Here is a 26806-nt window from a genome sequence, read left to right as displayed (position 1 = left end):
CCAAAACATCCTACTATAAATGAGGGGTAAAACAAGATGATAGAAAAAATAAAAAAAGATTGGTTTTCTAATATAAGAGCAGATGTTCTTGCCGGTATCGTTGTGGCATTAGCGCTTATTCCAGAGGCGATTGCTTTCTCCATTATCGCTGGAGTGGATCCGATGATAGGATTATATGCTTCCTTTACGATGGCTGTTGTTATCTCATTTGCTGGCGGCCGTCCGGCTATGATTTCAGCAGCAACTGGGGCCATGGCGCTATTAATGGGGCCGCTCGTGAGAGAATACGGGCTTAATTATTTGCTGGCCGCCACGATTTTGACAGGTATCATTCAGATATTATTTGGTGTATTTAAAATCGCGAGGCTCATGAAGTTTATTCCACGAGCCGTGATGATCGGATTTGTTAATGCGCTGGCTATTTTAATTTTTATGGCTCAAGTGCCGAATTTCATTGGCATTTCAACTCTAACGTATATTTTTGTTGCTATTACTTTAGTTATTGTGTATGTTGTTCCTCGATTTGTCAAAATCATTCCGGCACCATTAATCGCGATCCTCGTTTTGACGGCGGCAGCTATTTATACACAAGCAGATGTGCGAACAGTAGGAGACTTGGGAAACATTAGTCAACAACTGCCGCAGTTTCTCATTCCAGATGTGCCTTTCACATTTGAAACATTCGCTATTATCTTTCCTTATTCTATTGCTCTTGCCATCGTTGGCCTGCTCGAATCATTGTTAACTGCTTCGATTGTTGATGATATGACAGGAACCGAAAGCAGCAAAAATCGGGAAGCGAGAGGCCAGGGAATAGCCAATATTGTAACAGGCTTCTTTGGCGGAATGGCTGGCTGTGCGATGATTGGCCAGTCTGTTATTAATGTCAAATCAGGCGGCCGCGGCCGGTTATCTACTTTAGTGGCAGGATTATTTTTAATGTTTCTAATTATAGTATTAGGGGATCTTGTTGTACAGATTCCGATGCCGGTCCTTGTGGGAATTATGATTATGGTATCTGTCGGAACGTTTGATTGGTCATCGTTCTCTTACTTAAGGAAAGCACCGAAAACAGATGCAGTTGTGATGCTCGTCACTGTGGCGATTGTTGTTGCAACTCATGACTTATCTAAGGGAGTAATTGCTGGAGTGATCTTAAGCGCTATCTTTTTTACAGCTAAAATCTCTAAAATAAAAATCAATAAACAAGTAGAAAAAGAGCATACATTGTTTACAGTGGAAGGCCAATTATTCTTTGCCTCTGCGGATGACTTTGTAGATATTTTTGATTTTACGGTGGAGAATAAAAAGATTGTCATTGATTTTTCAGGTGCTCATATTTGGGATGACTCCGCCGTTGGAGCAATTGATAAGGTCATGATGAAATACAATGAGAGAAATAATAAAGTGGCGATTAAAGGATTGAACTCGTCCAGTCAAAGAATCGTTGACAAGCTAGCTGTACACAAAAACGCTAAATTAATGCCTCATTAATTTAGCGAATGAGGTGACAATATGTATAAAAAGATTTTACTAGCTGCAGATGGGTCAGAGAATTCCCTGAGAGCAGCGCGGGAAGCTGCTGAAATTGCTTTCCTCGTAAAAGACTGCAAAATTGAGGTTGTTTATGTGGCTGACTATTCAAAATCAAAAAGCGCTATCCTTCATTCCCAAGGAAAAGAAGAGCTGGAGCTCTCCCGGCGGGAAAAGCTTCATCAGATGGAAAAAGAATTACAATCACAGCATATAGCGTATGAAGTGAAAATTTTGCATGGAGAGCCAGGACCCGCTATTGTTGAATATGCAAATAAAGAGAACTTTGACCTCGTCATTATTGGCAGCCGCGGGCTTAATTCATTCCAAGAGATGGTGTTAGGCAGCGTCAGTCATAAAGTCATGAAAAGAGTAAATTGCCCGGCATTAATCGTCAAATAGTTTCCCTGTTTAAACAGCTTGCTTGAAGAGTGGCTATTCTCCAAGCAAGCTGTTTTATTTGCATAAAAGAGAAAGAAGAGTAACGAATGAAAAAGTGAAGCATTGTACATAGAAGTATATTGTTATAAGCTAATGAGAAAATTGGTAGCCTGTTAAAAAGCCGCTGGTTTGAAGGGGGCAAGCGAAAAAATTGGAGTGAATCAAGCGAGTGGAAAATAATCTGGACTTAACATTATAGATACCTATTCGAGAAGGAGTTATGTAAGTGATAAAAGCAATAGTTTTATTTATTTTAGCAGGTGTAGCTGAAATCGGGGGAGGATATTTAATATGGCAGTGGCTGCGCGAAGGGCGTCCAGGATGGTTCGGTTTTCTCGGGGGAACAGCGCTGTTTTTATATGGAATAATTGCGACTTGGCAACTGTTTCCTAGCTTCGGTCGAGTATATGCTGCCTATGGTGGAATATTTGTGGTATTAAGTCTGTTATGGGGCTGGTGGATAGATAAGAAAACGCCGGATTCCTTTGATTGGATTGGCGGTTTGATTTGCCTAGCGGGTGTAATTGTAATTTTATGGCCGCGTGGCTGACACAAACCGTTCGTTTAAAGCACCTCTCCTCTGGGAACAGTAATGAATAGAACATGACCTAAAAGAGGAAGGGAGAATAAACAGTGGCTAGAAAAGAACCGCATGAGAAAATGACAGATAAAAGCAATGGGCTAAGCAACACACAAGAGGTGTTGTACCAGAGTGAATTTAATCGTGCAGACGCTGCAAACAAAGAGAAAAATAAGAAAAATAAGAAGTAAAACGAGTGGAGCTGTTTTGAAAGTCAGTGTGATGCTGATCTTCGAAACAGCTCTTTATTTGTGATAGCTCCCTTGCGCTACGTTCGTTTGAATGTAAGAGCGCCATAAATTTTTCAAGGGGAAGCGACCTTAAGCTCTGATGGCTTCAAAAATTATTCATAGAAGGGGCTCTAGAAAAAGTGTTAAACTAAATTAAAACGTTACTAAACAGGAAATTAAAAATGGAGGGCTTCAAGGTGAGCTCATTGCTATTCACTTCCATCGTCTTTCTTTGCCTCGGGTTGCCCATTGCCAGCCTTGTTATTTTACTTTTACTTGGATTTTTTGAGAGGGAATTTGACTATTTACAGCTGGAGAATAAACAGATTCGTATGGAGAAGGAACTGCAAAGCATGGAATATTTGCAGTTGAGCCAGCAAATTCAGCCTCACTTTCTGTTCAACTCTTTGAATGCGATGTTGTCGCTCGGGCGTTTAGGACGAACAAAAGATATAGTGGAGTCGATGGAGCAATTTTCTCAATTTTTGCGCTACAAATATATCGAGAAAGATGCGCTCGTCTCATTTGAAAAGGAACTAGAATACACCAATCACTATTTGTCTGTACAGAAGATTAGATTTGGTGACAAGTTAAGTGTTGAATTTGATCTTGATGACCGAGCCTTGCCAACTTATCTTCCGCCCTATATGCTGCAAACATTTGTAGAAAATGCTTTTAAACATGGCCTTGAAAAAAAGGCAGGGGAGAAGACATTGTTGATTCGCTTGAAAAGAGAAGGAAGCTGGGTCGTCCTAACGGTCATAGATAATGGCCCAGAAACGATGGTAAAGACCCATGAACAGAAAGGAATCGGCTTGGATAATATAAGGAAGCGCCTTCGCTTATTATTTGATTTACATACAGATGTCAACATAAGGAGATATCAAGACAGAACCGTTGTGACTGCGCAGTGGCCATATACACCAGGGGGAGAGCATGAACATATTACTGGTAGATGATGAACCGTTAGAATTAGAGCAATTGGCGTTTCTCATTGGTGAAAGGTATCCGCTATGGTCGGTTTTTACAGCAGAAGACGCCGCTCAAGCGAGGAAAGTTTTAATCAGCCAATCTATCCATTTGGCTTTAGTCGATATTCATATGCCGGGAGAATCAGGACTTGATCTTTGCGCATATATACGCAACGAACACGAGGCTGAATGCATATTAATCACAGCATTCCAAGAGTTTGATTATGCTAAGCAGGCGATCCGCTTGCAGGTGCTTGACTATATTGTTAAACCAGTGATCAGCAAAGAGCTTTATCATGTGTTGGATGCTTTCAAAGAAAAGCACCGTTACCTAGAAGGTTCACCGCCCATCCAAGAAGCGCTCGCTATTATTCATCAACATTATCAGACCAAGTTAAATTTATCTGAGTTGGCAGAGAGGATTCATGTAGCGCCAACCTACTTAAGTCGTAAATTCTCCGAAGAGCTAGGTGTCAGCTTTCAGGAATATCTGGTCAAGTATCGAATTGAAAAAGCCAAAAAGCTTTTAAAAGAGGAGCCTCATTGGAGCATGAGTAAAATTGCAGAAGAGACCGGGTTTTCGAGCCAAAACCACTTCAATTATACATTTAAAAAACTCGTCCATTTTTCGCCGAGGCAATACAAGGAGAGTTTGATCGATGATTGACTGGTATGTCATCTTATTTTTAGGGACAGCTATTGTGATGGCTAACATTGATCGGGTAGCTGAACATCAAAGTGCATGGGATTACCTTTCTACGGGGAAAGCTCTTGGCATTCAAAAAGGCACGGTTTTACTGTGGCTTTCTTTTTTAGTAGCTGGGCTGTATGGTTGCCGATCTTTCTTACTTATCATTTTGGGATATTTATCGGGATAGCTCTTCTTGCAGGAACAATAATAGCCCTGTACTTCTTTTTAAAAGAGATAATAAAAAGAATTAGCCACCAGCTTGACCACAAATCAGGAATTTTGTCTTACTATCAAAAAAAGTTTTCTGCAAATGGGTATCGTTTCTTTCTATTATTAATGGTTATCGCAAATTTAGAAGGGGTGTTGCTGGAGCCAGCATTTGCAAATGTTCTGCTGAATGAAGGCTTCGGGAAGAATGCTTTTTTCTTTATCATGTTGCTTTTTATGTTTGGCCTAATTATAGCAGGACTTGGCGGGATGACTACCATTTATAAGGCGGGAACGCAGCTTCTATGGATAAGCAGTGCATCGGTGATCCTTATTTCCCTGCTTCTTTACTTAGGGGAGGGCACAAATGCGATATTCAATGATTACAAAAGAGTGGCCCAATCATTGACCTATGAAAGAAAATGGCTATGGATAACAGCCTGTGTGATAGCTTTTGCCGGAAAGCTTTCTATGAACGTCTTCTTTTGGCAGGTTATTTCTTCAATTAAAGAGAAGCATTTAGCCTCCTCTATTAAGCTTTCCCTCTTTTGTTCAGCAGCTGTTCCTTTTTCGTTATGTTTGTATGCGGTTTATCTATTGGGAAAGGGGGTAACACCTACTTTTCCGGTGATTTTAAATAAGATAATGGAAGCTCACAATGAAGCCGCTTCTATACTGATGATTATTATTTGGCTAGTAGGTCTCGTACACTCTGTTGGTCTCTCTCTTTTCTCGGTGACAGCTATTTTTATTCATTGGATGGAAACGGCAGGCAAACAGGTAACAACAAAGAAAATCTATTATTTTGCCATCGGGATAGCTGTTGCTTGTCTAAGTCTGCAAGTTCTCTTGCCAAGCTTCTTTTTTTGGTTTCTGTTCATGTATATCTTATTTTATTTATCTTTTTCTATCCCGCTATGGGTGTCTTTAAGAAAGAGCGGGCGTATAAATATCAGCGCTCCTTTGGCGATGGCTTTCATTTGGGCCGTAGGGGTTACTGTTTATACTCTGACGAAGAGTACGAGCCTTTCGCTTCAATGGGGATTATTCTGGCCTTTACATTGGGAGGAAGCATTTTTTTATCTAATTTTTCAGAAAAGGATAACTTTTCATAAAATATGGGCAAGATTTCGAAAATCAACCTCCTTCGCTTTTTTTATAATGAATAAAAAGGAGGATGACAATCGTGGCTGAAACACTTACACGTCAAAAGTATATTTATGAAATGAGTCATACACATGCGCCTGTTTTAAGAGTAGCCTCTGGCACAGAGGTAGTGATTGACACTTATGACTGTTTTCTTAATCAAATTACTTCTGCTGATACTGCATTCAATGCAATTGATTGGTCGCAAATTAATCCAGCGACAGGTCCTATTTATATAGAAGATGCAGAGCCGGGAGATATTTTGTCCGTGACAATCCATAAGATTGAGCTTGAAAAACAGGGAGTGATGGCAACGGGACCGCAATTAGGAACCATGGGTCACCGTATAGAAGAGTTTTCTGTGAAAGTGGTGCCGATTGAAAATGGAAAAGCCATTTTTAATAAAGATATAGCACTGCCTTTGAACCCGATGATTGGGGTCATCGGTGTGGCTCCTAAAGAGGGAGAAGTGCCCTGCGGAACACCAGGGGATCATGGAGGCAACATGGATACAACGTTAATCGCCGAGGGGGCAACGGTTTATTTTCCTGTTTTCCATCCAGGAGCTCTCTTTTCTTTGGGGGATGTCCATGCGGCTATGGGAGACGGAGAAGTTGGCGTATCAGGGATAGAAATTCCCGCAAAGGTCACAGTAACCTTACGAGTCATTAAAGGTTCATCGATCGAGACGCCCCTTGTTGAAAATGAGGAAGGAATTGCTTTTCTCGTTTCTAAAGAAACACTTGATGAAGCTGCTGATCAATCAGTAGAACACCTAGTTGATTATTTATTGCAACGTACAAGTATGAAGATTGACGAAGTGACGATGCTGTTAAGCGCGGCTGGCCATGTGCAGGTAAGCCAGATTGTTGATCCGTTAAAAACAGCTCGTTGTTTTCTTTCTAAAGATATTTTGAAGAAGCTTGGCATCAAAGAAATTTTTCAGGAGGGATAAGGGATGGCACTTAAAGCGGCACAATCATCATTACCCCCAAACTCGGGTAAGCCAGGTCTGAAGCGTTCTTTGTCCTTTTGGGATTTATTGATTTACGGAATGGTTTTTATGGTCCCCATTGCGCCTTTTGGAATCTATGGTGTGGTGGCTCAAGGGTCGAATGGGATGGTGGCCCTTGCTTATCTAATCGGAATGGCCGGCATGATTTTTACTGCATTTAGTTATGCTCGCATGTCAGAAGCTTTTCCGATTGCCGGATCTGTCTATGCTTATGCCCAGCGAGGAATCAACGAATCGGTAGGATTTATCGCTGGCTGGCTCATTCTTCTAGATTACGTTTTCATTCCGTCTTTGCTCTATTTAGTCAGCGCAGCAGCCTTGAGCGATGTTGTTCCGCAAGTTCCGATGCTCGTATGGGTAGTAGCCTTTATTGCGATTAATACATTAATCAATATTTTAGGCATTGAATTCACCGCTAAGGCAAATAAAATTATTGTTGTGATTGAGTTGATCATCTTAGCTATCTTTATCACAGTAGGTGTACTCGCTATTGTAAAAGGAGTCAACGGGGCGGAGTTCAACATTAAACCGCTTTACGATGAGAGTAAATTTAGTATGAGCGTAGTTATGGGGGCTGTTTCAATCGCCGTGTTGAGCTTTCTCGGCTTTGATGGTATTTCTACCCTTGCGGAAGAATCAAAAGAAGGAAGCAAGGCAATTGGCAAAGCATGTGTGTATGCTCTGTTAACCGTCGGCATTCTATTCATTATTCAAACATGGGTTGCAGCATTAATTTGGCCTGATTATGAAACATTTAAAAATCCGGACGTCGCTTTTTACCAAGTTGCCGAAGTTGTCGGCGGACCCTGGCTGAAAATGTTGACTTTGTTGGCCACAGTCTTTTCCTGGGGAATCGCCAATGCACTTGTGGCCCAAGCCGCCATTTCGCGCATTCTTTATAGCATGGCGCGTGACCGCAAGCTGCCGGTATTATTAGCGAAAATTCACCCTAAATATAATACACCTTACACGAGCACCATAGTCATTGCAGTTATTTCTATTATTGTAACATTCTTTTTCTCTTCGCAGCTGGATAAGTTGGCGTCTGTAGTAAACTTTGGGGCATTGTCATCTTTCTTGTTTTTGCATCTATCTGTGATCAACTATTACATGGGTAAGCAGAAGAGCAGAGATTATGTGCGCCATCTAATTTTACCTTTGATTGGGTTCATTATTATTGGCTATGTGTGGTTCAATCTCGATCCGCTTTCCAAGCAACTTGGCTTTTCTTGGCTTGGCATCGGTATCCTTTATCTGCTTTTTTTAAAGATTAAGAAGAGAGACATGTCACTGGATATTGAATGATAAAACTAAGAAGGCAGCCTGAGAATGGGCTGCCTTCTTAGCTTATGGACGTAAGAATCAGTAGCACCTCAGTTCTCGACAGATGAATAGTGTGCAGCCAGAAAAGCGAGGATATCATGGTTGATGATCTCAATATGTGAAGAGGAAGGGAAATGCCCCATATCATACGCCCGCCACTCCAGCAGGTTCCCAAAAAGGGGAACCGCTTTTTTTAATAAGGCATCCTCCGGGAAGAAAATATCAGTCTTTCCGGCAATCAGCAAAGTCGGAGAATGGTAATGCTTTAATTCACTTTTCGTTGTTAATTTTGGCATGTCCTGCTCAAGGGAAACATACTTAAAAATCATCCCAATGATCTTTCTATCCATTGCTTTCATGCTGCCCCAAGACATCGTATTGGCAATGGAGGCAAGGTGTTTTTTTGAACCGCTCATTTTGTAAAGAAGTAAAGGCATCATAATCTCTTTGATCATTTTTGTTTTTGAACCAAGGCTGATGCCTGCTGGAGCAGCAAGTATAGCACAGGCAATTCGTTGGGGACGAAAAGCTGCCAGCCGCAAAATAACCCCGCCCCCATATGAAGGGCCGATAAAGGCACAGCGCTCAATGTGGTAATGATCAAGAAGATCAGTGATCCACAACGCGAAGCTCTCATCTTTGGCTGATATCCTCGTTTCATCACTATAACCTGGATGTCCGATTGTATCGGGAGCATATACTTTATATTTACTGAGCAAGTGTTCAAACCAGGACAAGGTGACCGGGTTAATACAATTGCCACCTTGAAGGATAAATAATGGTTTTCCATCTTCTTTTCCCATCGTTAAGACATGTGTCCGGCCGAATCTTGTCGGCACATATTCTCTCTGTATTTTACAGCTGAATGATTGCAGGTACTCTTCATACTTTCCAAGAATAAGCTGTTTTCCTCGCTCACTCCTGTAGATGGATTTATTTTTCATGCATCCCGCCCCCTGTATAAAATAACTGTTTTGTAATCAGTATTTTAACAGAAAACACCATAAAAATATGAAAATCCAGGGAGGGATCAGTCGGTTAAATGGTAATGACGAACTAAAAAATCAGACATGTCCTTATTCATTCTCTCGATATGTTTTCTTGAAGGAAAATGTCCCATGTTGTAAGCTCGCCATTCAAGAAGGTCTCCAAAGAGAGGGGCTGCCCTCTGAAATAGCTTATTCTCAGGAAAGAAAACATCCTGCATGCCGGCAATCACCATTGTGGGTGAGTGATAACGTTGAAGTTCTTGTGTTGTCGTTAATTTGGGCAAATCATGCTCAAGCTTGACATGTTGAAAGATTGTGGCGATGATTTCTCTATCTATCGTTTTCATTTCACCCGCAGACATGGCATCAGCCACTGCTTCAATTTGCTTCGTTGAATCGTTCAATTGGTAAAGTGTAAATGGAAGGAGCATTTTCTTTATCGTCCACCATTTAGAGAAAGGGCTGATCCCGGCCGGAACAACGAGGATAGCGCAGTTTATTTTCTCCGGATAAAAAGCGGCAAGCCGTAAAACGATGCCGCCTCCGTAAGACACACCGGCAAAGGCACAGGATTCAATCCCATAATAGTCCAACAAGTCGTTCGCCCATAAGGCAAAGCTGTCATCTTCAGGATTGATTCGTCTTTCATCGCTGAAACCGGGATGACCGACTGTATCCGGCGCATAAATTTTATAATCAGCAAACAATCCCTCAAACCAGGAAAGTGTCATTGGATTCAGGCAATTGGCGCCGTGGAAAATGAATAACGGTTTGCCGTCCTCTTTGCCGAGTTTCAATACATGTGTTCGTCCAAACCTTGTCTGTACGTATTCTCTTTCTACTTTATCTTTAAATAACCGCAAGTAATCCTCATATTGTTGCATTACGTGGTGTTTAATATGAGAGTGCTCATAAATCATGTGTCTGCCTCCTATCCGTCTTTCTTTTAGAATAGCCACACTTTGCAAGTGGTATAAGTTAACGCTTATGAATAGAAACCATTAGGGAAAGTTAAAGAAGAAAGAAAGGTGAGTCTCTTGAAAAAAATAGCTTATTCTCTGTCTTTGTTTGTTGTTATCTTCTTAGGCAGCAGCATGATGAATGTAACTGCTCAAGGCGTCAGTAATGAGGACATGGAGGAAGTGCTGGTTGCCCAATTTCATGCCCAAATATCGCAATCCATAAAAAGTGCCTACAATGTTAGGTTCCCGCAATTTGAACATGCACGTATTCTTTCAATAAAAAAAGCGGCTTTACCCGAGCCATCAGAAGAAATGAAGCCGGGGGTAGAGTATGAAATTATCCTCAAAGTAAAAGTGCTGAATGTTCCGAGAGAGACAAATTCACTTATTATTACCATTGATAACAGTCAGTCAAACGGGGAATTTATTGTGAAAGATGTAAAGAAGGAGTAAGCAAAGTGATCTCAACATATACGCGACGCATATTTGGAATCAACTGGTTCGCCCGTAAATGATAAAATTACAGCCATCATCGACAAAACTCTGCTCGCAACAGGCTTATGTCTGCTTATAAATAAGGCTCTGTTAAAGAGTTGGTTGTAGCGATAGATGGGTGAACCCGACAATTCTGGTGAGACCCCGCAGGAGCGCATGCAACGAGGAGGCTTGGACCGCCCCCAGCAGACATCAACAACCGAGTATAACATAGTCTCATAAATAAAAAAACTGTCCGATAGCTAGCTATCGGACAGTCCCAATTCAATAGAGGGTTCCAGTTGGATATCAACATTTCCTTTAAGCGCTCGACTGATCATGCAAGATTTTTCCGCTTTTTCAGCAAGTTTTTTTGCTAATGACACCTCCCTGTCGGTAGCCTGGGAATTCAATACAATAATTGGACGATGAATGATTGTTTTGTAGGTAATGATCCCATTTATAACTTCCACTATGCCTTCCGACTCCATCGTCAAGCTGTCTTTTTCGAGATGGCTGCGCTCCATCATGGCAGCTAAGGTAATAATGTAGCAGGTAGCTGCAGCACCAAGCAGCATCTCATCCGGGTTTGTGCCGATACCGGGGCCGTCCATTTCGGGTGGAATGGATACTTTTGTTTGTAAATTGCCCGTTTCAATTTGGCCTACATCATTGCGCAGGCCGGGCCAGTGTGCTTTTAAATGAAAACTGTGTAATGTCATCGATTTTCTCTCCTTTTTTATAAGGTAAAATAACCACTCAAAGCCATTCAACCATTTCTTATTCTTTTATAAAATGGTGATTTGCATAAGCGGCAAAAGGTATGTACAAACCTGGCTTTATTAAAGTACTTCGTTAAATTGGTCCGCTTGCTCGCAATGGCTGTTATTTTAGAAATTTTTCTTTTCTCAATTAGCGGTGATTTGGAAGAGTGAATGAAATCATCAACTATAACAATGTGAACAGCAAACGTGTGAAAAATAGTTAGGCTTCTTTTTTCTTGAAAAAGAGGTTCTTGTTTTTCTTTTGTTTAGTGAAAAAAAGAAATGGCCAAGAAGGCTCTTTTTCTTTAGGACAAAGCCTCTGTTTCGCAGGAAATAATTTTACATAAAAATCCTTCATATAATTGTCAAAATCCGAACGTTTATTAAGATGTGATGTGGTATATATTAAGGGTAGATGGAATTTTTCAGAAAATTCTATTACAAATAATTTTTCTAATTAAAGTCTATGGAGACAAATGACATATAAAGGAGTGTAAAATTATGCGCATCAAGCACAAGAAATCTCTTGAAGAGCTTATTCAAGAGAATAAGGAACAATTGCTTAATGATAAACAAGCGATTGAAAAGATTGAAAAGCGTATCGAAGAGCGCCATGAGTTAAAAAAGCTAGCTTAACAAAAGCTAGCTTTTTTTACTTTAGGAACGCTTTCCCCACAGTTCCATAGGATTGGCTTGTCCCTCATTAAGGGGCATGTGAACCATCGAAAGGGTTCGTTCTTCTCTCGATTTTTTTAAATCGTCATAAATCTTTCCAGAGGTGGTCAGTCCGACTGCTGCTGCTTCCTCAACAGCCGCGCAATAAAAAACTTCTTTAATGCCCGCAAAATACATAGCTGCAAAGCACATCGGACAAGGCTCCCCACTTGCGTATATCGTATAACCCGATAAGTCATTTGTCTGTAGCTGTTCTTGTGCACGCCGGATTGCCAGCATTTCCGCATGACCGCTCACATCATATTTTTTATGGAGTTCATTGACTCCCTCAGAGATGATGTTGCCGTCTTTCACGAGTACTGCTCCAAATGGCTGGCCACCGCTTTGAACATTTTCCACAGCTAATTCTAACGCTCGCTTCATAAATGAATCCAATCTAACAACCTCCTCTGAAAACTCTTCACCATCATTATAAGGCATTTATCATTATTTTTCCTAAATGGACCACAGTATACTAAGAGAGAAGAAGTGATTTTGCTGAATAATAGGCTTGAACGGCAAATATATTGGATTGTGAAGGAGTCTTTTATTCAGAAAGGCGGTGTTTATTGTGCAGATCCATGTTGTCCAGCAGGGCCAAAGTGTATACCGGATTGCTCAAATTTACGGAACTACTGTGCAAGCGATTGCTCAGGCAAATGAATTGCCTGATCCTTCACGTCTCGTTGTCGGGCAGGCATTGGTTATTCCGGTTACAGGGCGATACCATCGGGTAAGGCAAGGAGAGTCGCTCTCCGTCATCGCAAGAACGTATGGCACAACTGTTAGCGAGCTTGCGCGTGTTAATAATATATCCGTGTCCGCTCCTCTTCAGATAGGGCAACGTCTATATATCCCTCCCCGGCCGAAGTCTACAATTGATGTGCTGCTTTATGTTGAACCACAAGCATCGGTGAGCGAAGCGATCATCAATGAAGTGCGCAATCGAGTTGGCTCTTTAACATATCTCGCCATGTTCAGCTATCAGGTCAATCGCGACGGATCGCTCAATGCCCCTACAATTGACAACATCCCTGCCATTGCTCGCGCTGCAAGGACGATCAATGCAATGGTTATCAGTAATATAGAAGAGTTCCAGTTTAGTGCTGATCTCGCGCATGCTATATTTACGAATGATGCCGCTCAAAATCAGTTATTTGGAAATATTATCCAAGTGGCTAATGATGTTGGTTATGAAGACATCCATTTTGACTTTGAATTGATGAGGCCTGAAGATCGCGAACTGTATAATACATTTTTGCGAAAAGCGAGAGACAGGCTTCACGCGGCCGGTTTAATGATATCGGCCGCTGTTGCACCGAAAGCGAGCGATGTGACAACTGGGATTTACGGCGCTCATGACTATGAAGCCATTGGGCAAATTGTTGATTTTGTGGCTCTGATGACTTATGAATGGGGATACACGTACAGTGAACCGCAAGCGGTTAGCCCGATTGGGCCAGTTAGAAATGTTGTGCGCTATGCCGTGAGCGTTATTCCGAGGAATAAAATATTGTTGGGGCAAAATTTGTATGGCTATAATTGGGCAGCTCCTTATCCACCAGCAGGAGGTCCGCCAGCAAGAGCTGTCAGTCCCCAGCAGGCAATCGCCATCGCATTAAGGGAAAATGCTCAAATTCAATATGATTACCAGGCGCAAGCGCCTTTCTTTCAGTACATCGATGATGCCGGAGTACAGCATGAAGTATGGTTTGAAGATGCGCGCAGCATTCAGGCAAAATTTGACCTGATCAAGCAATTTGGCTTAAGGGGGATTATGTATTGGAAACTTGGTCTCTCTTTTCCACAAAATTGGCTGCTGTTGGAGGATAACTTTACTATTAGAAAAAGAGCATAAAGACGATCAGATAAGGGGCTTCCGACAGGAAAGCCCCTTGTGATGTTTATTTAAAATGTGTTGGCCGCTGTTGCGGCCTTCCTTACGCCTTCTTCAATAATTTCTTCGGCTCTGTCAGGGAATTGATTATGGCCTTCAACAATAACGGTTGTGATATCATTTACTCCCCAGAAGCCAAGAATGGTTCTTACATAATTCATGGACATTTCTGTTGCTTGTGCAGGTCCTTCAGAGTAAACACCACCACGTGCTTGCAGAAGGGCCACTTTTTTATCAGTGAGTAAACCAACTGGACCTTCAGGTGTATACTTGAACGTTTTGCCAGCTTGCGACAAATAATCTAAATACGTATGTAGCGCTGCAGGCACAGTAAAGTTCCAGAGTGGGAAGGCGATGACGACTTTGTCTGCTTCCAGAAATGGATTCAAGTATTTATTGACAGTAACGGTAGCTGCTTCTTCCTCAGTTGTTAATTCTAAGCCTTTTGCTAATTTAAACATGCCGTTAATCATATCTGTGCCATAGTACGGCAAGTTTTCTTGAAACAAATCAAGCTCAGTGATTTCATCGTGCGGATGAGTTTCTTTGTAGCTCTCAAGGAACGCATAATATAACTTTACACTTACAGACTGATCGATTGGTCGTGGATTAGCTTTGATAAATAAAACTTTAGACATGCAAATTCCTCCATAATATGTAATTTATTATATTTATAAGATAAGGCGGTATTGTAGTCATTGTCTTTACTAGTTTAAAGTAAGAAAAAAGTTATTGTCAATCATTGACCCTCCTGGCTTTTAATAAGGAAGCCTGATAGAAAGGAGGGGGATAAGCTGTCAACAGAGGCTGTCCGGCCTTTTTTCCTGACAGCCTTTCTTTCGTATGTTGACGATTTAAGGCAATGAATAAATTTCACTATTCGGCGCTTCCTCTATCTTTGATCTGATTAGTTTGCCTTCATGAACCAGTTTCTGTAATCCCTGTTCGACATCAGCAGGTTTTACGCCTAATATTTCTGCAACCTTTACTGTCGATATAGCCATATATTTCGGCTTCTTGGATGAAGATAAAATCATCCCCTTGACCCTCTCAAATAATGGATCTCTCTCCATGTCTAATGACCTCCTTACCATAGAGTCCTTTAAAGTATTTCTTATGTAAAAAGGTATCCTACCTTTCTTCTTTATATACCAAATCCATTAGAAGAAAATTTATTGTTGAAATCTCCATTATTAGGGAAGGTATATAAAAGAATGTCAGCAAAGGAGGAGAGAGAATTGGCTTATCACAGTCCACAGCAAATTGCACAACTAGCAGTAGAGACTGGAGCGAGAAAAGTTCATTTGCCACTTCACAGTATGTTGTTATTGGGTTTTTTGGGAGGAGCCTTTATCTCACTCGGCTATCTTTTAGATATACGAGTAGTTGCCAGTTTGCCTCACGAGTGGGGATCATTTTCAGCCTTTTTAGGCGCCGCTGTATTTCCTGTGGGATTAATGCTAATTATTATCGCGGGAGGAGAATTATTAACGGGGAACATGATGGCTGTTTCGATGGCCTGCTTAGCTAAACGGGTTACTGTAGCTCAGCTTGCCAAAAACTGGTTTTGGATCACCATTAGCAATTTTATTGGAGCACTCTTCGTCGCTTATTTTTTCGGCCACATAGCCGAACTGACGGCAGCTGGCCCTTATCTCGAAAAAACGGTTGCAACAGCACAAGCTAAGCTGGAAGCTAATCCGTTGGCAGCGATATTTTCTGCTATCGGGTGTAACTGGCTCGTTGGATTGGCTGTTTGGATGGCCTATGGAGCAGAGGATATCGGTGGGAAAATATTAGCGATCTGGTTCCCTATTATGGCATTCGTTGCTATCGGGTTTCAGCACGTGGTCGCCAATATGTTTGTTATTCCTGCAGCTATCTTTGCAGGCTATTTTAATTGGGGAGATTATTTTTATAATTTTATTCTTGTATTTATTGGGAATGCTATAGGAGGAAGTCTATTTGTTTCAGCTTTTTATTGGATTGCTTACCGGCGGGAACTTGCGCCAGTCAGCAATACTGAAAGCAAGGAGGAATAAAGAATGGAAGAATCCGCATTCTCAATCCGGATAAATGACAAGGAATTCACGGCAAAGCCGGGACAGACTATCCTGCAGGCTGCTCAATCAGGGGATTTTTCATCCCTAGTATCTGCTATCATCCAAATCTAGGAACAATTCAAACATGTGACACCTGTTTCGTCAATGTAGGAGGAGAAATGGTACGAGCCTGCTCTACAAAAGCGGAAGCAGGTATGCAGGTAGACACGCTGTCATCACCTGTACGGGAAGCCCAATACGAAGCGATGTCACGAATATTGAAAAACCATGAGCTTTATTGTACGGTTTGTGACAATAATAACGGCAATTGTACCGTTCACAATACGGCAGAGTATTTGGAGATTGAGCATCAAAAGTATGAATTCAAAGCTAAGCCGTATCCTCCTGATCATTCCCATCCTTTTTACCGATATGAGCCTGATCAGTGCATATTATGTGGAAGATGCGTGGAGGCTTGCCAAGACTTGCAGGTGAACGAAACGTTAACAATCGATTGGAGCAGGGAAGCCCCTCGGGTCATCTGGGATAACGATGTTCCGATTGATGATTCTTCATGTGTATCATGCGGACATTGTGTTACTGTTTGTCCATGCAACGCCTTAATGGAGAAATCCATGCTCGGGGAAGCTGGCTATTTAACATCCATTCCTCCAAAAATTTTGGAGCCGATGATTGACTTAACGAAAGAAGTAGAACCTGGCTATAAAGAGATTTTTGCTATTTCAGAAGTAGAGGCAGCCATGAGAAAATCACGCATTAAGCGGACGAAAACGGTTTGTACATATTGTGGTGTTGGCTGCAGCTTTGAGATGTGGACAAAGGGCCGTGAAATTTTGAAAATTGAACCTACAGAGGAGGCACCTGTCAACGGCATTTCAACCTGCGTGAAAGGAAAATGGGGGTGGGATTTCGTGAACAGCGAGAAGCGGTTAACGACCCCTCTAATCCGCAAGGGAGATGAGTTTGTAGAAGCAACATGGGAGGAAGCGCTAAACCTTGTTGCCAGCAAACTCACAGCTATTAAAGAACAGCATGGTCCACACTCTATCGGCTATATTGCCTCCTCTAAATGTACGAATGAAGAAAACTTCTTATTTCAGAAACTGGCACGTGCTGTGATGGGGACCAACAATGTAGATAACTGTTCACGGTATTGTCAGTCTCCAGCTACTGCGGGGCTTATGCGGACGGTTGGCATCGGCGGGGACTCAGGAACGATGAGAGACATTGAGCAATCAGAATTAGTCATCGTGATCGGAGCAAATGCAGCCGAGTCTCATCCAGTGCTTGCGACAAGGGTAAAAAGGGCGCATAAATTACATGGCCAAAAGCTGATCGTAGCTGATTTAAGAGAAAATGAGCTGGCACAACGAGCTAATCTTTTTCTGCATCCAAAGCCGAGCTCGGATCTGATTTGGATCTCTGCCGTGACCAAATATATATTGGATCAAGGTTGGGAGGATAAAGAGTTTTTAAACAAGCGAGTGAATGGATTAGATGAATATATCACTTCTTTAGAAAAATTCACATTGGATTATGCAGAGGAAGCAACCGGGCTCACGAAAGAACAGCTGATTGAGACAGCGACAATGATTCATGAAGCTAAATCAGTGTGTGCGCTGTGGGCGATGGGAATTACCCAGCATACGGGAGCGACTGATGCCAGTACAGCTATTGCTAATTTATTATTGATTACCGGGAATTTTGGTCGTCCCGGAACAGGAGCTTATCCGCTGAGAGGGCATAACAACGTACAGGGAGCTTGTGATTTTGGAACAATGCCAGCTTGGTTGCCTGGATACGAACCTGTCCAAGATCAAGAAGCCAGAGAGCGCTATGAAAAAGAATGGGGTGTGACTCTGCCGGCAGAACCAGGATTCAACAATCACCAAATGGTGGAAGGTATTCAGACGGGGCAAATTAAAGCGATGTACCTTTTCGGAGAAGAAATGGCGCTTGTCGATTCAAATTCAAACCATGTAGAAGCGCACTTTGAAAAGCTTGATTTCTTCGTTGTTCAGGACATTTTCTTCAGCAGAACGGCTCAGTATGCAGATGTGATCTTGCCAGCTGCTCCAAGTCCTGAAAAGGAAGGGACGTTCACGAACACAGAACGGAGAATTCAAAGATTCTATCAGGTAATGGAACCGCTTGGAGATTCTAAACCAGACTGGAGGATTTTTCAAGAGTTGGCCAACAGGCTGGGTGCCAATTGGGATTATAAACATCCGAGCGAGATCATGGATGAAGCAGCCCGGCTTGCACCTGTCTTTGCAGGGGTCAGCTATGATCGTCTGGAAGAGTGGAACAGTCTCATATGGCCGGTCGCTGCCGATGGAACAGATACGCCCCTTCTATACAAAGACCGTTTTGCGTTTCCGGACGGAAAGGCAAGGCTTTATCCAGTTGACTTCACACCGCCGTATGAAGCAGGGGAAGAATATGACTTGCATTTAAATAATGGCCGGTTGTTGGAGCATTTCCATGAAGGAAACATGACTTACCGGTCGGAAGGATTAACTCATAAAGTTCCACACCCGTGGCTTGAAATATCGCCAGAGCTTGCTAGCCAAAGGAGCATTGAAGATGGATCTTTGGTACGGTTGACTTCTCCTTATGGCCATGTGGAAGTAAGAACGATTGTCACGGAACGTGTAAGAGGCAACGAGCTGTATTTAACTATGAACACGACTGAGGAAATCGAAGCGGTAAACCGTTTAACGAGCAGCTATCATGACAAGATTACTCATACGCCAAACTATAAGGAAATGGGCGTCAAGATGGAAGTTCTTGAAGAAAAAGGTGAACCTCCACTTCCACCGGTGAATCACCGGTTTGGAAACCGTGTTCCTCAGATCAGCGTGAGAGTAGAGGAAAAATGGAAACGGCTGGATTTCATACCGATTGAGGAAATTATTGAAATAAGGGGGGATGAGTATGGCCAAGGCAGTCAGGCAAATTAGCAGAAACATTCCAAATCAGCAGGAAGAACAAACTGAGGCAGTAACAGCCATCATCAAAGAGCTAGCCGATAATCGGGAAGCGATCGTCAGCACCATCGCAATTTTAAAGAACCTTCATGAAATGGGAGTTTTGAACATCGTTAAAGGCTTGCTTGAGCAGCGCACGGATGTGGGGGCCATTGCTATCCAGCAGATGAATCAGCCAGCGATGTACAACATTATTAAAAATGGAATGAATACGGCCAAATTTTTAGGAGCTGTAAATCCAGAGCAGTTGGCGAATATTCTAGAAGGTGTAAATCAAGGGATGCAAAGGGTCTCAGAAAGTGTAGAAAGAAAAGAAGATCCAGGGATTTGGAAGCTAGGAAAGAGCATTCGTACTCCTGAAGCCCGGGCCTCGTTGGCAGTCATGACGGAATTTCTACAAGGAATGGGCCAGGCATTTCAGCAGGATAAAAGGGAGACTCATTAATAGAAGGAGGGGTTTGCCGTGCCAAAGGGAGTCATCAGGTTGAAAAATAAGCTGACCCAGCAGGAGGCAGAAAAAGCTTCACAAGCATTGGAATCCGTGTGGGGAGTGCGAAGAACAGAAGTAAACCCGGCCAGCGGAGAAGCCGTCTTCAGCTACAATGAAGAGGCGGCTTCTTATACGGACTTTCAACAAGCTCTACTGGATAGCGGGTTTGAAATAGAAGAAGATCAAAATCATTAAAAAAGTAACGGTAGAAAGCATTTCTCTTGAGAAAAGGAGGAATAGAGATGAAAGTTTGCGAAGTGTGCGGAAGCGAGGAAGAAATGGAAATGAGCCAAAATGGAGAATGGCAATTGCAGGCGGGGTTACTGCACGTTTGTGAAAAATGCCGAACGGACCGTCAATTGCCCTCCTTCGATGAGGAATAACAAATAATCTGATGCTTGAAGGAACACCGTGCAAAGCGGACGAGCTGCAATCGTCTTTTGTCCGGTGTTTTTTGTTAAGTGGAAAAAGGAATATGAAGCTATGAAAAAGAATCGATTAGTTGTATGTTAAAAAGGGCCTATATGGAATAAAAAGCTAGTCGATTCTATCTAAACAGCAGGATAGCCACTAACGAACAGATACCGTCTTTAATTTCTTTATGTCGATTTCATATTTATTTTCATATCTTCTCGCTACGTCAAGTATCCCTTCCTTCGGCCCGTAATAGATAACTTTAAATTCATCATGGATATATTGAACAACGAAGAAGTCATCAAATTCTGCAAATGTGTTCTGGTTAACGGTAATAAATCCGCTCGTTTGGGCAGTGGTTTTAACGCTGATTCTCCTTCCCTTACTTATGACATCAAAGCCGTGCTGGTTCGTTTGTCTGGCTAGACTTCCATTTGTGTGGATCGCGCAAAGGAATTCGCCAATCCTTCCGATTAGATGCCGGAGTTCTGTCGGCTTACAATTTAGTAAGCTCATTTCATACTTTAGCATTTGGTTGTACTCTTCATAAAGTTTGCTGATCTGCTCTTTGCCAATGGAGGGAATCTGACTTCGGTTACCAACGGGAAAGTCCTCTTTTTTTCATAAAAGCTGCTTACTCCGTTTCTCCACTCTCCGATCACTATTTCTTCATCAGATCCTTTAGGTTTGTGAAAAATAAGGCCAGTATACGGATACTGTTCTCCTAAGTATTTATACGTATTTCTATTTATGTATAGAAATAAATGCTTATTAAAGGGGATTCCATTATTAAAGCGGTTATAACAGTAATCAGAAAGGATCACGCTGTCCGGATTCGTCCCAAATTGACTCATTAAAGCAGATTTCACATGTGAAGAGGTGATCAGTTCATTTAACTTACCTTGTAAGACAATCTTCATTTGTTCATAAATAGTCATTTTATGGCTGCTCTCCTTCTATTGTGCACTCAGCTATTCTATCGGCTAAATGTGGGTAAAGTGAATGCTAGCTGATGCATCTCTCTGCTGTGGAGTGTGTTTTTTGAAATCTTCAGACCATTGCGTTACGATGAAAAAGAAGAAATGTAAAAGAGAATTATGAGGAGGAAACCATTGGTGAATGAAGTAATTCAAACATTATTATCCCATCGCTCGTTCCGGTCGTTTGAAAACAAACCGGTAGATGAGGAACAATTAGATCAAATTATTCAGGCCGTGCAGGCCGCTCCAAATTGGATTAACGGACAGCAGCTATCTATTATCGCGATCAAGGACACGGAGCGCAAGAAACGATTTGCCGAGCTGTGCGGCGGACAGAAACATGTGGAGGAAGCAGCCGTCTTCCTCATATTCTGTGCAGATTTTTATCGGACACATTTGGCAAGCGAGATGGAAGGTATGCCGATGGAGGCTATTGAAGATATTGATACATTAATTGTTGGAGTGACAGATGTCGGGATTGCTCTTGGAACGGCTGTGGCTGCAGCTGAATCCTTTGGGCTTGGTACGGTACCGATCGGAGGCATCCGCCGCCATTCTTTAGAGGTGGTAAAAGAGCTCGCTCTTCCGCCTTATGTGATCCCGATCACCGGTCTATGTATTGGTCATCCCGGAAAGGACACCGGACAAAAGCCGCGCTTGCCGAAAGAAGCAGTCTATCACGAGAATACTTATCAGCAAGAACAAAAGCCGTTGCTTGAAAAGTATAATGACGATTACGCTAATTATTTAGTTGAAAGAAGCGGAGCGCAGCGGGCGGGCACGTGGACAAAAACAGTGGCCTCTTTTTACCGCCAGCCTTATTATGAGGGCATTGCTGACATGCTGAAGCAGCAGAAATTTCCTGGAGGAAAAGAATAGAAGCTATCATTCAATTTTTTTTAGGAGAGGAAGCCATGCTCAAAAGATTTACGTTAAACACGAACAGTCGTGATCAAATGATCGACGTGACTCAGGAAGTGAAGAATTTCATTAAGGAGCAAGGGATACAGGATGGGGCTGTTGTTGTGTATTGTCCCCATACAACAGCAGGCATAACGATCAATGAAAATGCAGATCCAGATGTAAAGCGGGATATGATTCGGCGCTTTGATGAAGTGTATCCGTGGGAGCACTCATTGGATCGGCATGCGGAGGGCAATACAGCGGCCCATATGAAATCTAGCACAGTCGGGTCATCCCAGCATGTCATTGTTGCGGAAGGCCGTCTGCTTCTTGGAACGTGGCAGGGCATTTATTTTTGTGAGTTTGATGGGCCACGCACACGTAATTTTTACGTAAAAACTCTGTAGCTAGCAACTTGTAGAACGCTTAAGGATATTTTTTATCCATCCCGAGCCTTGGGTATGGAGATTACCAAAGAACGGAAGCTGTATAACACAGCTTCCGTTCAGTTTGTCGACAAAAGGGGTTCGGAATAGTCTTATTCCGAACCCCTTTTGATTTTTCGGTAGTTTTAAAGCCATTCGAGAGAAAGATAGACCTCTCCGAGGTCATCATTTAAGCCATTTCTGGTTCTCGCCAAGTCCAGCTGGCCATTTTCTTGAGATTCATGGCAGCGAAAGTAAGCATCGCTTGCATCGACAATTTTTTAAGTCCCCTTAACGTTGTCCAACGCATGCCATGCTTTTCTTTTGCATCTGCGAATACACGCTCAATCGTTTCTTTTCGCTCCGCATAAATCGCTTTAACTTCTTCGTGGTGGCGAAGATGGTCGGCCTCTTCCATATATTTCTGCCAAATATGGCGTGTCACCACTTTTTGATGATTTCTGCTTTCCGTGCATTTAGCTAAAAAAGGGCAGGAGGTACAAACCTGTTTGGGTGATCTGTATTCACGATAGTCTTCCTTATTCGTCGTTGAGTAATTCAATACTTCCCCTGCCGGACAAAGGTAACAGTCAAAATGTTCATCGTACACATAGTCATGCTTTCTGAAGAAGCCCTCTTTTGTGCGCGGCCGTGTATAAGGCAAAGCAGGTGTCATGCCGTTTTCCATTAAATAACTGGCAATGGCAGGTGTTTTGTAAGCTCCGTCTGCACCAACAGCTTTAGGTTTTCCTACCTTTTCTATCACTTTCTCCATTAACGGCTCTAAGATTTGGCTGTCATGTGTGTTGCCTGATGTGACCATTGTGCCAATTACGAATCCCTTACGGTCTGCGGCCGCGTGAAAGGAATAGGCAAATTGTTTGGTTCGTTCGTCTTTAACGTAGTAGCCACTGTCCGGATCGGTTGTACTTTCCTTGATTTCTTTTGTTTCTTCTTTATCGAACTTATCTGGCGGGAACGGCTTTTTTCCATGATCCTCTCGGTCCTGATTAATCTCTTCTCGGAGGCGTTCCTGATACGCGCGTGTTTCTTTGCGAACCATTTTCTTTTCAAATTTACGCTTATTCGCGCTAGCTTTTACATGAGTGGAATCCACAAAAACGTGCTCCGCACTAATGAGCTTTTTCTCGGCAGCTATTTTTAAGATACGATAGAAGATCTGTTCAAACAGGTCGGTATCTTTAAAGCGACGCTCGTAGTTCTTACCGAAGGTAGAGAAATGCGGCACTTTATCATGGAATCCATAACCGAGAAACCAGCGGTAGGCCATATTCGTTTCCACTTCCTCGATCGTCTTGCGCATGGATCAAATGCCAAAGGCATATTGGATAAATGTTAGTTTAATTAAAATAATTGGATCAATGCTTGGGCGGCCCACTTCCGCATACAATCCTTCCACCAAGTCATAAATAAAAGAGAAATCCATCGCTGCCTCCATTTTACGGACCAGGTGATTCTCTGGTACAAGCTGGTCTAGAGCGATCATTTCTATTTGATTCCGTTGGATTGGATTGTTTTTCGAAAGCATCTTTCTCACCTCAAGTGTTTGATCTATTTATTTTAAAACAGGTATGGTTGTACGGCTACTCTAACTTTGTAACCCCTGTTGATTGAAATGGATGGCGCAAAGACTCCTGCGGGATCAGCGGGACAGGTGAGACCCCGCAGGCGCTTTCGCGGCGAGGAGGCTCACCGCCCGCCCCGCGGAAAGCGAAGCGCCTGGAATGGAAATCAACAGCCCTCATTCACAAGCAAAATAAAAAGGACTGTAGACAAACTCTAGAATTTCATTGAGTTTGTCTACAGTCTGAACGGAAGCTGTATAACACAGCTTCCGTTTTTTGTATGCATTTATCGGAAAAGTACAGGGATGGGAGGGATTCAGCCGGCATCGTGTCTCTGTGAGGAGAGAAGACAGACCGGGTGACGGTTAGGAGAAGTTTTTTAGATTGATACCAAGTAACAATAGTTGTTCATTCAATCGTTCTACCAAGAGAAAAGAGGGCTCCTTTATTCAAAATAGAGTTAAGAACCCAAAAATGAATAAAAGTTTGGTCGCCTTGTTCTCTTTCTTATTCCTGAACGGTTCATCCAGGCTATTTGCGCTGTGTTGTATCGGGGCTCTATTTTATTTCGATCGCATTTTAAAGGTGGCATGAATCTTGCTTTTCTATTATTAAAAGGAAAAAAGAGCGATTCTTGAGCTAAGGAATAGTATTTAATTCTTTAGGCCGCTAAATCGAGTGAAAGGATGGGGTAAAATGGATATAACTTTTTTGTTAGATGAGACTGAACTGCAATCCAATCGTTTCGTATGTTGTATTACGGATCACCATCGTTACGACTTAGCGATTATTGATACAAAGCAGTTTTTAGGTAACAGCATTGTTCTTTCTCTTCAAAACGGCCAAATGGTACTCATGTGTGAAGAGGACATTGAAAACAGCCCATACTGGGCCCAGAGGCTAGGGGTTGAAGAAGAAGACATAAAAGCCATCCAAGATTTTCTTTATACGGCGTTAGGAACATACGAACCAGCTAAGCCTTCTTATTAAATAGGAAGTCTGCTTTCTTATTGGTTTACTGAGATGTACTGGAAATGTAAGAGATAAATAACGGCCTTTTCTTGATCATTAATCAGGGAAAGGCCGTTAAATTTTTTCTTGAATGTGGAACAGCAATGAAATGAATCGACCTGCTTGAGAAAGCAGCAAGCTCTTGGATACAAGAAATGTAGAGAATATCTTGTCAAGCTTGGTGCAAACTAGAAATAGTTTTGCCCAATCCTTGAAAGGGTACTTTTCAATAGCTGGTGGAAACCGGGTGAATGATGACGATCCGTGCAGGGTTGACTTGTTTCAAATGTAAATAAAGGAGAGATGGAAATGGGAAAAGTATTAGCAGTTTTGTCTAGCGGATATAAAGATGAAAAAAATAATTACGAAACAGGCTGGTGGGGGGAAGAATTATTTGCTCCATTGCAGATTTTAGAAAACGCTGGCCATCACGTAGACCTTGCTTCTCCATTAGGTGGTAAGCCAACTGTTGATCTGGCAAGCCTTTCTCCGGAGTATGATCCCGAAGGAACGTATAAAGCCCTGTATGAATCTGGAAGAGCAGATGATACAAAAAAGCTCTCAGATGTACAGGCGAATGACTATGATGTCATTTTGATTGTTGGCGGGCATGGAGCGATGTATGACTTGGCAAAAAATGAAGATTTACACCGTATTATTAATCAAGTGTATGATCAGGGCGGCATTGTTGCTGCAGAGTGTCATGGCCCGGCTCCGCTTATTTGGACATTGCGTCCTAATGGAAAAAGTATTATTGCCGGCAAGAGAGTAACGGGATACCCGGATGAAATTGAACCGGAAGGCTTGTTGGATATTTTGCCGTTTAGTCTGGAGCAGGAACTCACTCACATTGCTTCATATGATAAAGGGAATTTAAGCGAAAAAGCGCATGCTGTCTGGGCGAGTGAGCAAATTGTTACGAGCCGTGATCCATTCTCTTCTGAACGAATGGGAGAAGAGCTAGTTAAAGCGCTTGAAAAAAGAAAATAAAGGCCAGTGTAAGAAAAATGATATTGGAAAAGAGGGTGAGCGACTGTGAAGGCAATTGTCATTGAGCAATATGGCGGCAGCGAGCAATTAAAGGAAATGAACATCCAAAAGCCGAGCGCCGGGAAGAATGAGGTCATTGTGAAGCTCCATGCAACTTCGATTAACCCGATTGACTGGAAGCTCCGGGAAGGCTATCTACAAACAATGATGCCATTTGAATTCCCGATTATTTTAGGATGGGATGCTTCAGGCATAATCGAAGAAGTTGGTGAAAACGTTGAAGGGTTCAAAGCGGGTGACAGAGTGTTTGCACGTCCAGAAACAACGAATAGAGGAACATATGCAGAATACACTGCGGTCGATTCACACTTGCTTGTCAAGATTCCGGATAATATTAGCTTTGAAGAAGCAGCCTGTGTGCCTCTTGCTGGACTGACCGCATGGCAATGTTTGTTCGATTTTGGAGAAGTGAAAGCGGGAGATAAAGTGCTTATTCACGCAGGGGCCGGCGGAGTCGGAACCTTTGCTATTCAGCTGGCTAAACATGCTGGTGCCTATGTCGCTGCGACAGCGAGTACCCACAACGTTGAATTACTGCAATCTCTTGGAGCCGATCAGGTGATTGATTATAAGAAACAAGATTTCGAAACAGCCCTTGCCGATTTCGATTTTGTGCTCGATTCATTGGGAGGAGAAAATCAAGAAAAGAGCTTTACAGTTTTGAGAGAGGGAGGCAGAATGGCGTCTATCGTTTCTGAACCGGATCAAGAAAAAGCAGCGCTTAGGAATATTAAAGCGAAGAACATTTGGCTCGTTCCAAATGGAGAGCAGCTGGCAAAAATGGCCGATCTTTTAGCGCAAGGTAAATTAAAGGTCATAATCGGACACCGGTTTCCGCTGACGGCTGAAGGGATAAAAGAAGCCCATGCCTTAAGTGAAACCCACCATGCAAAGGGAAAAATCGTGATTGAAATGTAAGCGGACTGTTTCATATCAAGAAAAAGGCGAGCAGATAAA

Annotated in this window: 30 protein-coding genes and 2 pseudogenes; 23 read left to right on the top strand and 9 right to left on the bottom strand. The window is 42.4% G+C overall.

All coding sequences use genetic code 11. The annotated features are described in order from the left end of the window. Positions 1-36 precede the first annotated feature (36 nt). The 10 genes from CJ483_RS09870 to CJ483_RS09825 all read left to right on the top strand — a co-directional run bounded on the left by CJ483_RS09870 (position 37) and on the right by CJ483_RS09825 (position 8119). The gene (locus tag CJ483_RS09870; RefSeq protein ID WP_120034476.1) at positions 37-1494 is read left to right on the top strand and encodes a SulP family inorganic anion transporter; all 1458 of its coding nucleotides are present in this window, start codon (positions 37-39) and stop codon (positions 1492-1494) included. 21 nt (positions 1495-1515) lie between these two features. Continuing rightward, on the top strand, positions 1516-1935 hold the full coding sequence (locus CJ483_RS09865) for a universal stress protein (protein ID WP_120034474.1): 420 nt from the start codon (positions 1516-1518) through the stop codon (positions 1933-1935). 265 nt (positions 1936-2200) lie between these two features. Continuing rightward, entirely contained in the window at positions 2201-2524 is a 324-nt protein-coding gene (locus tag CJ483_RS09860) for a YnfA family protein (RefSeq protein ID WP_120034472.1), read from the top strand. Between the two features lie 83 nt (positions 2525-2607). Beyond that, the gene (locus CJ483_RS09855) at positions 2608-2745 is read left to right on the top strand and encodes a YfhE family protein (protein ID WP_259455603.1); all 138 of its coding nucleotides are present in this window, start codon (positions 2608-2610) and stop codon (positions 2743-2745) included. 236 nt (positions 2746-2981) lie between these two features. Next, entirely contained in the window at positions 2982-3743 is a 762-nt protein-coding gene (locus CJ483_RS09850) for a sensor histidine kinase (protein WP_120034470.1), read from the top strand. Further along, positions 3721-4422: a response regulator transcription factor gene (locus tag CJ483_RS09845; RefSeq protein ID WP_120034468.1), complete on the top strand. Its 702-nt coding sequence runs from the start codon at positions 3721-3723 to the stop codon at positions 4420-4422. The genes CJ483_RS09850 and CJ483_RS09845 overlap by 23 nt, the downstream gene beginning before the upstream one ends. Then, on the top strand, positions 4415-4633 hold the full coding sequence (locus CJ483_RS09840) for a hypothetical protein (RefSeq protein WP_120034466.1): 219 nt from the start codon (positions 4415-4417) through the stop codon (positions 4631-4633). Before CJ483_RS09845 ends, CJ483_RS09840 begins: the two co-directional genes overlap by 8 nt. A 92-nt stretch (positions 4634-4725) precedes the next feature. After that, entirely contained in the window at positions 4726-5847 is a 1122-nt protein-coding gene (locus CJ483_RS09835) for a hypothetical protein (protein WP_142927223.1), read from the top strand. Then, positions 5840-6754: an acetamidase/formamidase family protein gene (locus CJ483_RS09830; RefSeq protein ID WP_462792407.1), complete on the top strand. Its 915-nt coding sequence runs from the start codon at positions 5840-5842 to the stop codon at positions 6752-6754. The genes CJ483_RS09835 and CJ483_RS09830 overlap by 8 nt, the downstream gene beginning before the upstream one ends. A gap of 3 nt (positions 6755-6757) precedes the next feature. Further along, positions 6758-8119, top strand: a complete 1362-nt coding sequence (locus tag CJ483_RS09825; protein ID WP_120034453.1) for an APC family permease — start codon at positions 6758-6760, stop codon at positions 8117-8119. Between the two features lie 68 nt (positions 8120-8187). On the opposite strand, the gene CJ483_RS09820 is transcribed toward CJ483_RS09825, so the two are convergent. Next, entirely contained in the window at positions 8188-9081 is an 894-nt protein-coding gene (locus CJ483_RS09820; RefSeq protein ID WP_120034451.1) for an alpha/beta fold hydrolase, read from the bottom strand. Between the two features lie 86 nt (positions 9082-9167). After that, positions 9168-10046 carry an alpha/beta fold hydrolase gene (locus tag CJ483_RS09815; RefSeq protein WP_120034449.1) on the bottom strand — a complete coding sequence of 293 codons (879 nt, stop codon included), beginning with the start codon at positions 10044-10046 and terminating at the stop codon, positions 9168-9170. A gap of 117 nt (positions 10047-10163) precedes the next feature. On the opposite strand from CJ483_RS09815, the gene CJ483_RS09810 reads away from it, so the two are divergent. Further along, positions 10164-10541: a hypothetical protein gene (locus CJ483_RS09810; protein ID WP_120034446.1), complete on the top strand. Its 378-nt coding sequence runs from the start codon at positions 10164-10166 to the stop codon at positions 10539-10541. 284 nt (positions 10542-10825) lie between these two features. Here the strand turns inward: CJ483_RS09810 and CJ483_RS09805 are convergent, their stop codons facing one another. Beyond that, complete coding sequence (locus CJ483_RS09805; protein ID WP_120034444.1) at positions 10826-11284, bottom strand: OsmC family protein; 459 nt, start codon at positions 11282-11284, stop codon at positions 10826-10828. A gap of 543 nt (positions 11285-11827) precedes the next feature. Here CJ483_RS09805 and CJ483_RS09800 point away from each other — a divergent pair. Further along, complete coding sequence (locus CJ483_RS09800; RefSeq protein ID WP_120034442.1) at positions 11828-11962, top strand: FbpB family small basic protein; 135 nt, start codon at positions 11828-11830, stop codon at positions 11960-11962. Between the two features lie 21 nt (positions 11963-11983). Here CJ483_RS09800 and CJ483_RS09795 read toward each other — a convergent pair whose 3' ends face one another. Continuing rightward, on the bottom strand, positions 11984-12436 hold the full coding sequence (locus CJ483_RS09795; protein ID WP_120034440.1) for a nucleoside deaminase: 453 nt from the start codon (positions 12434-12436) through the stop codon (positions 11984-11986). A 175-nt stretch (positions 12437-12611) separates the two neighbouring features. Between CJ483_RS09795 and CJ483_RS09790 the strand changes: the two genes are divergently transcribed. Then, positions 12612-13898 (top strand): glycoside hydrolase family 18 protein, encoded by a 1287-nt coding sequence (locus CJ483_RS09790; RefSeq protein ID WP_120034438.1) that lies wholly within the window; start codon positions 12612-12614, stop codon positions 13896-13898. Positions 13899-13948: 50 nt separating this feature from the next. Here the strand turns inward: CJ483_RS09790 and CJ483_RS09785 are convergent, their stop codons facing one another. Next, positions 13949-14575, bottom strand: coding sequence for an FMN-dependent NADH-azoreductase (locus tag CJ483_RS09785; RefSeq protein WP_120034436.1), 627 nt, complete (start codon positions 14573-14575; stop codon positions 13949-13951). 216 nt (positions 14576-14791) lie between these two features. Next, positions 14792-15010 carry a helix-turn-helix domain-containing protein gene (locus CJ483_RS09780; RefSeq protein ID WP_120034434.1) on the bottom strand — a complete coding sequence of 73 codons (219 nt, stop codon included), beginning with the start codon at positions 15008-15010 and terminating at the stop codon, positions 14792-14794. A gap of 165 nt (positions 15011-15175) precedes the next feature. Between CJ483_RS09780 and CJ483_RS09775 the strand changes: the two genes are divergently transcribed. The 5 genes and pseudogenes from CJ483_RS09775 to CJ483_RS24485 all read left to right on the top strand — a co-directional run bounded on the left by CJ483_RS09775 (position 15176) and on the right by CJ483_RS24485 (position 19863). After that, positions 15176-15979: a formate/nitrite transporter family protein gene (locus CJ483_RS09775; protein WP_120034432.1), complete on the top strand. Its 804-nt coding sequence runs from the start codon at positions 15176-15178 to the stop codon at positions 15977-15979. A 3-nt stretch (positions 15980-15982) separates the two neighbouring features. Beyond that, positions 15983-18963: pseudogene (gene fdhF, locus CJ483_RS09770) on the top strand (formate dehydrogenase subunit alpha). After that, positions 18938-19435 (top strand): helical membrane plugin domain-containing protein, encoded by a 498-nt coding sequence (locus CJ483_RS09765; RefSeq protein WP_182917013.1) that lies wholly within the window; start codon positions 18938-18940, stop codon positions 19433-19435. The pseudogene fdhF and the gene CJ483_RS09765 overlap by 26 nt, the downstream one beginning before the upstream one ends. An 18-nt stretch (positions 19436-19453) precedes the next feature. Further along, positions 19454-19675, top strand: a complete 222-nt coding sequence (locus CJ483_RS09760; protein WP_120034428.1) for a heavy-metal-associated domain-containing protein — start codon at positions 19454-19456, stop codon at positions 19673-19675. 47 nt (positions 19676-19722) lie between these two features. Next, positions 19723-19863 (top strand): hypothetical protein, encoded by a 141-nt coding sequence (locus tag CJ483_RS24485; protein WP_182917012.1) that lies wholly within the window; start codon positions 19723-19725, stop codon positions 19861-19863. A 187-nt stretch (positions 19864-20050) separates the two neighbouring features. Here the strand turns inward: CJ483_RS24485 and CJ483_RS25730 are convergent, their stop codons facing one another. Both CJ483_RS25730 and CJ483_RS25725 read right to left on the bottom strand, forming a co-directional pair. Then, positions 20051-20425 (bottom strand): DUF6998 domain-containing protein, encoded by a 375-nt coding sequence (locus CJ483_RS25730; RefSeq protein WP_481747714.1) that lies wholly within the window; start codon positions 20423-20425, stop codon positions 20051-20053. After that, the gene (locus CJ483_RS25725) at positions 20419-20832 is read right to left on the bottom strand and encodes a DUF7225 domain-containing protein (RefSeq protein ID WP_481747713.1); all 414 of its coding nucleotides are present in this window, start codon (positions 20830-20832) and stop codon (positions 20419-20421) included. The genes CJ483_RS25730 and CJ483_RS25725 overlap by 7 nt, the downstream gene beginning before the upstream one ends. Before the next feature lie 177 nt (positions 20833-21009). Here CJ483_RS25725 and CJ483_RS09750 point away from each other — a divergent pair, with 177 nt between their 5' ends. Both CJ483_RS09750 and CJ483_RS09745 read left to right on the top strand, forming a co-directional pair. Next, positions 21010-21753: an NADPH-dependent oxidoreductase gene (locus tag CJ483_RS09750; protein WP_120037907.1), complete on the top strand. Its 744-nt coding sequence runs from the start codon at positions 21010-21012 to the stop codon at positions 21751-21753. A gap of 35 nt (positions 21754-21788) precedes the next feature. Continuing rightward, entirely contained in the window at positions 21789-22184 is a 396-nt protein-coding gene (locus CJ483_RS09745) for a secondary thiamine-phosphate synthase enzyme YjbQ (protein ID WP_120034426.1), read from the top strand. Between the two features lie 208 nt (positions 22185-22392). Here CJ483_RS09745 and CJ483_RS09740 read toward each other — a convergent pair. Further along, a pseudogene (locus CJ483_RS09740) lies at positions 22393-23751 on the bottom strand (IS1182 family transposase). A gap of 733 nt (positions 23752-24484) precedes the next feature. Between CJ483_RS09740 and CJ483_RS09735 the strand changes: the two are divergent. From CJ483_RS09735 to CJ483_RS09725, 3 genes are all read left to right on the top strand, one after another. After that, positions 24485-24778: an SAV0927 family protein gene (locus tag CJ483_RS09735; protein WP_120034424.1), complete on the top strand. Its 294-nt coding sequence runs from the start codon at positions 24485-24487 to the stop codon at positions 24776-24778. 330 nt (positions 24779-25108) lie between these two features. Beyond that, on the top strand, positions 25109-25789 hold the full coding sequence (locus CJ483_RS09730; RefSeq protein ID WP_120034421.1) for a type 1 glutamine amidotransferase domain-containing protein: 681 nt from the start codon (positions 25109-25111) through the stop codon (positions 25787-25789). 45 nt (positions 25790-25834) lie between these two features. Further along, positions 25835-26767, top strand: a complete 933-nt coding sequence (locus CJ483_RS09725; protein WP_120034419.1) for an NADP-dependent oxidoreductase — start codon at positions 25835-25837, stop codon at positions 26765-26767. Positions 26768-26806 lie beyond the last annotated feature (39 nt).

Origin of the sequence: Bacillus sp. PK3_68, from assembly GCF_003600835.1 — a bacterium.
In the GTDB taxonomy this organism is placed as follows: Bacteria; Bacillota; Bacilli; order Bacillales; family Domibacillaceae; genus Pseudobacillus.
Note: the sequence above shows the minus strand (reverse complement) of the source record. Positions and strands in the feature narration are given on the sequence as shown.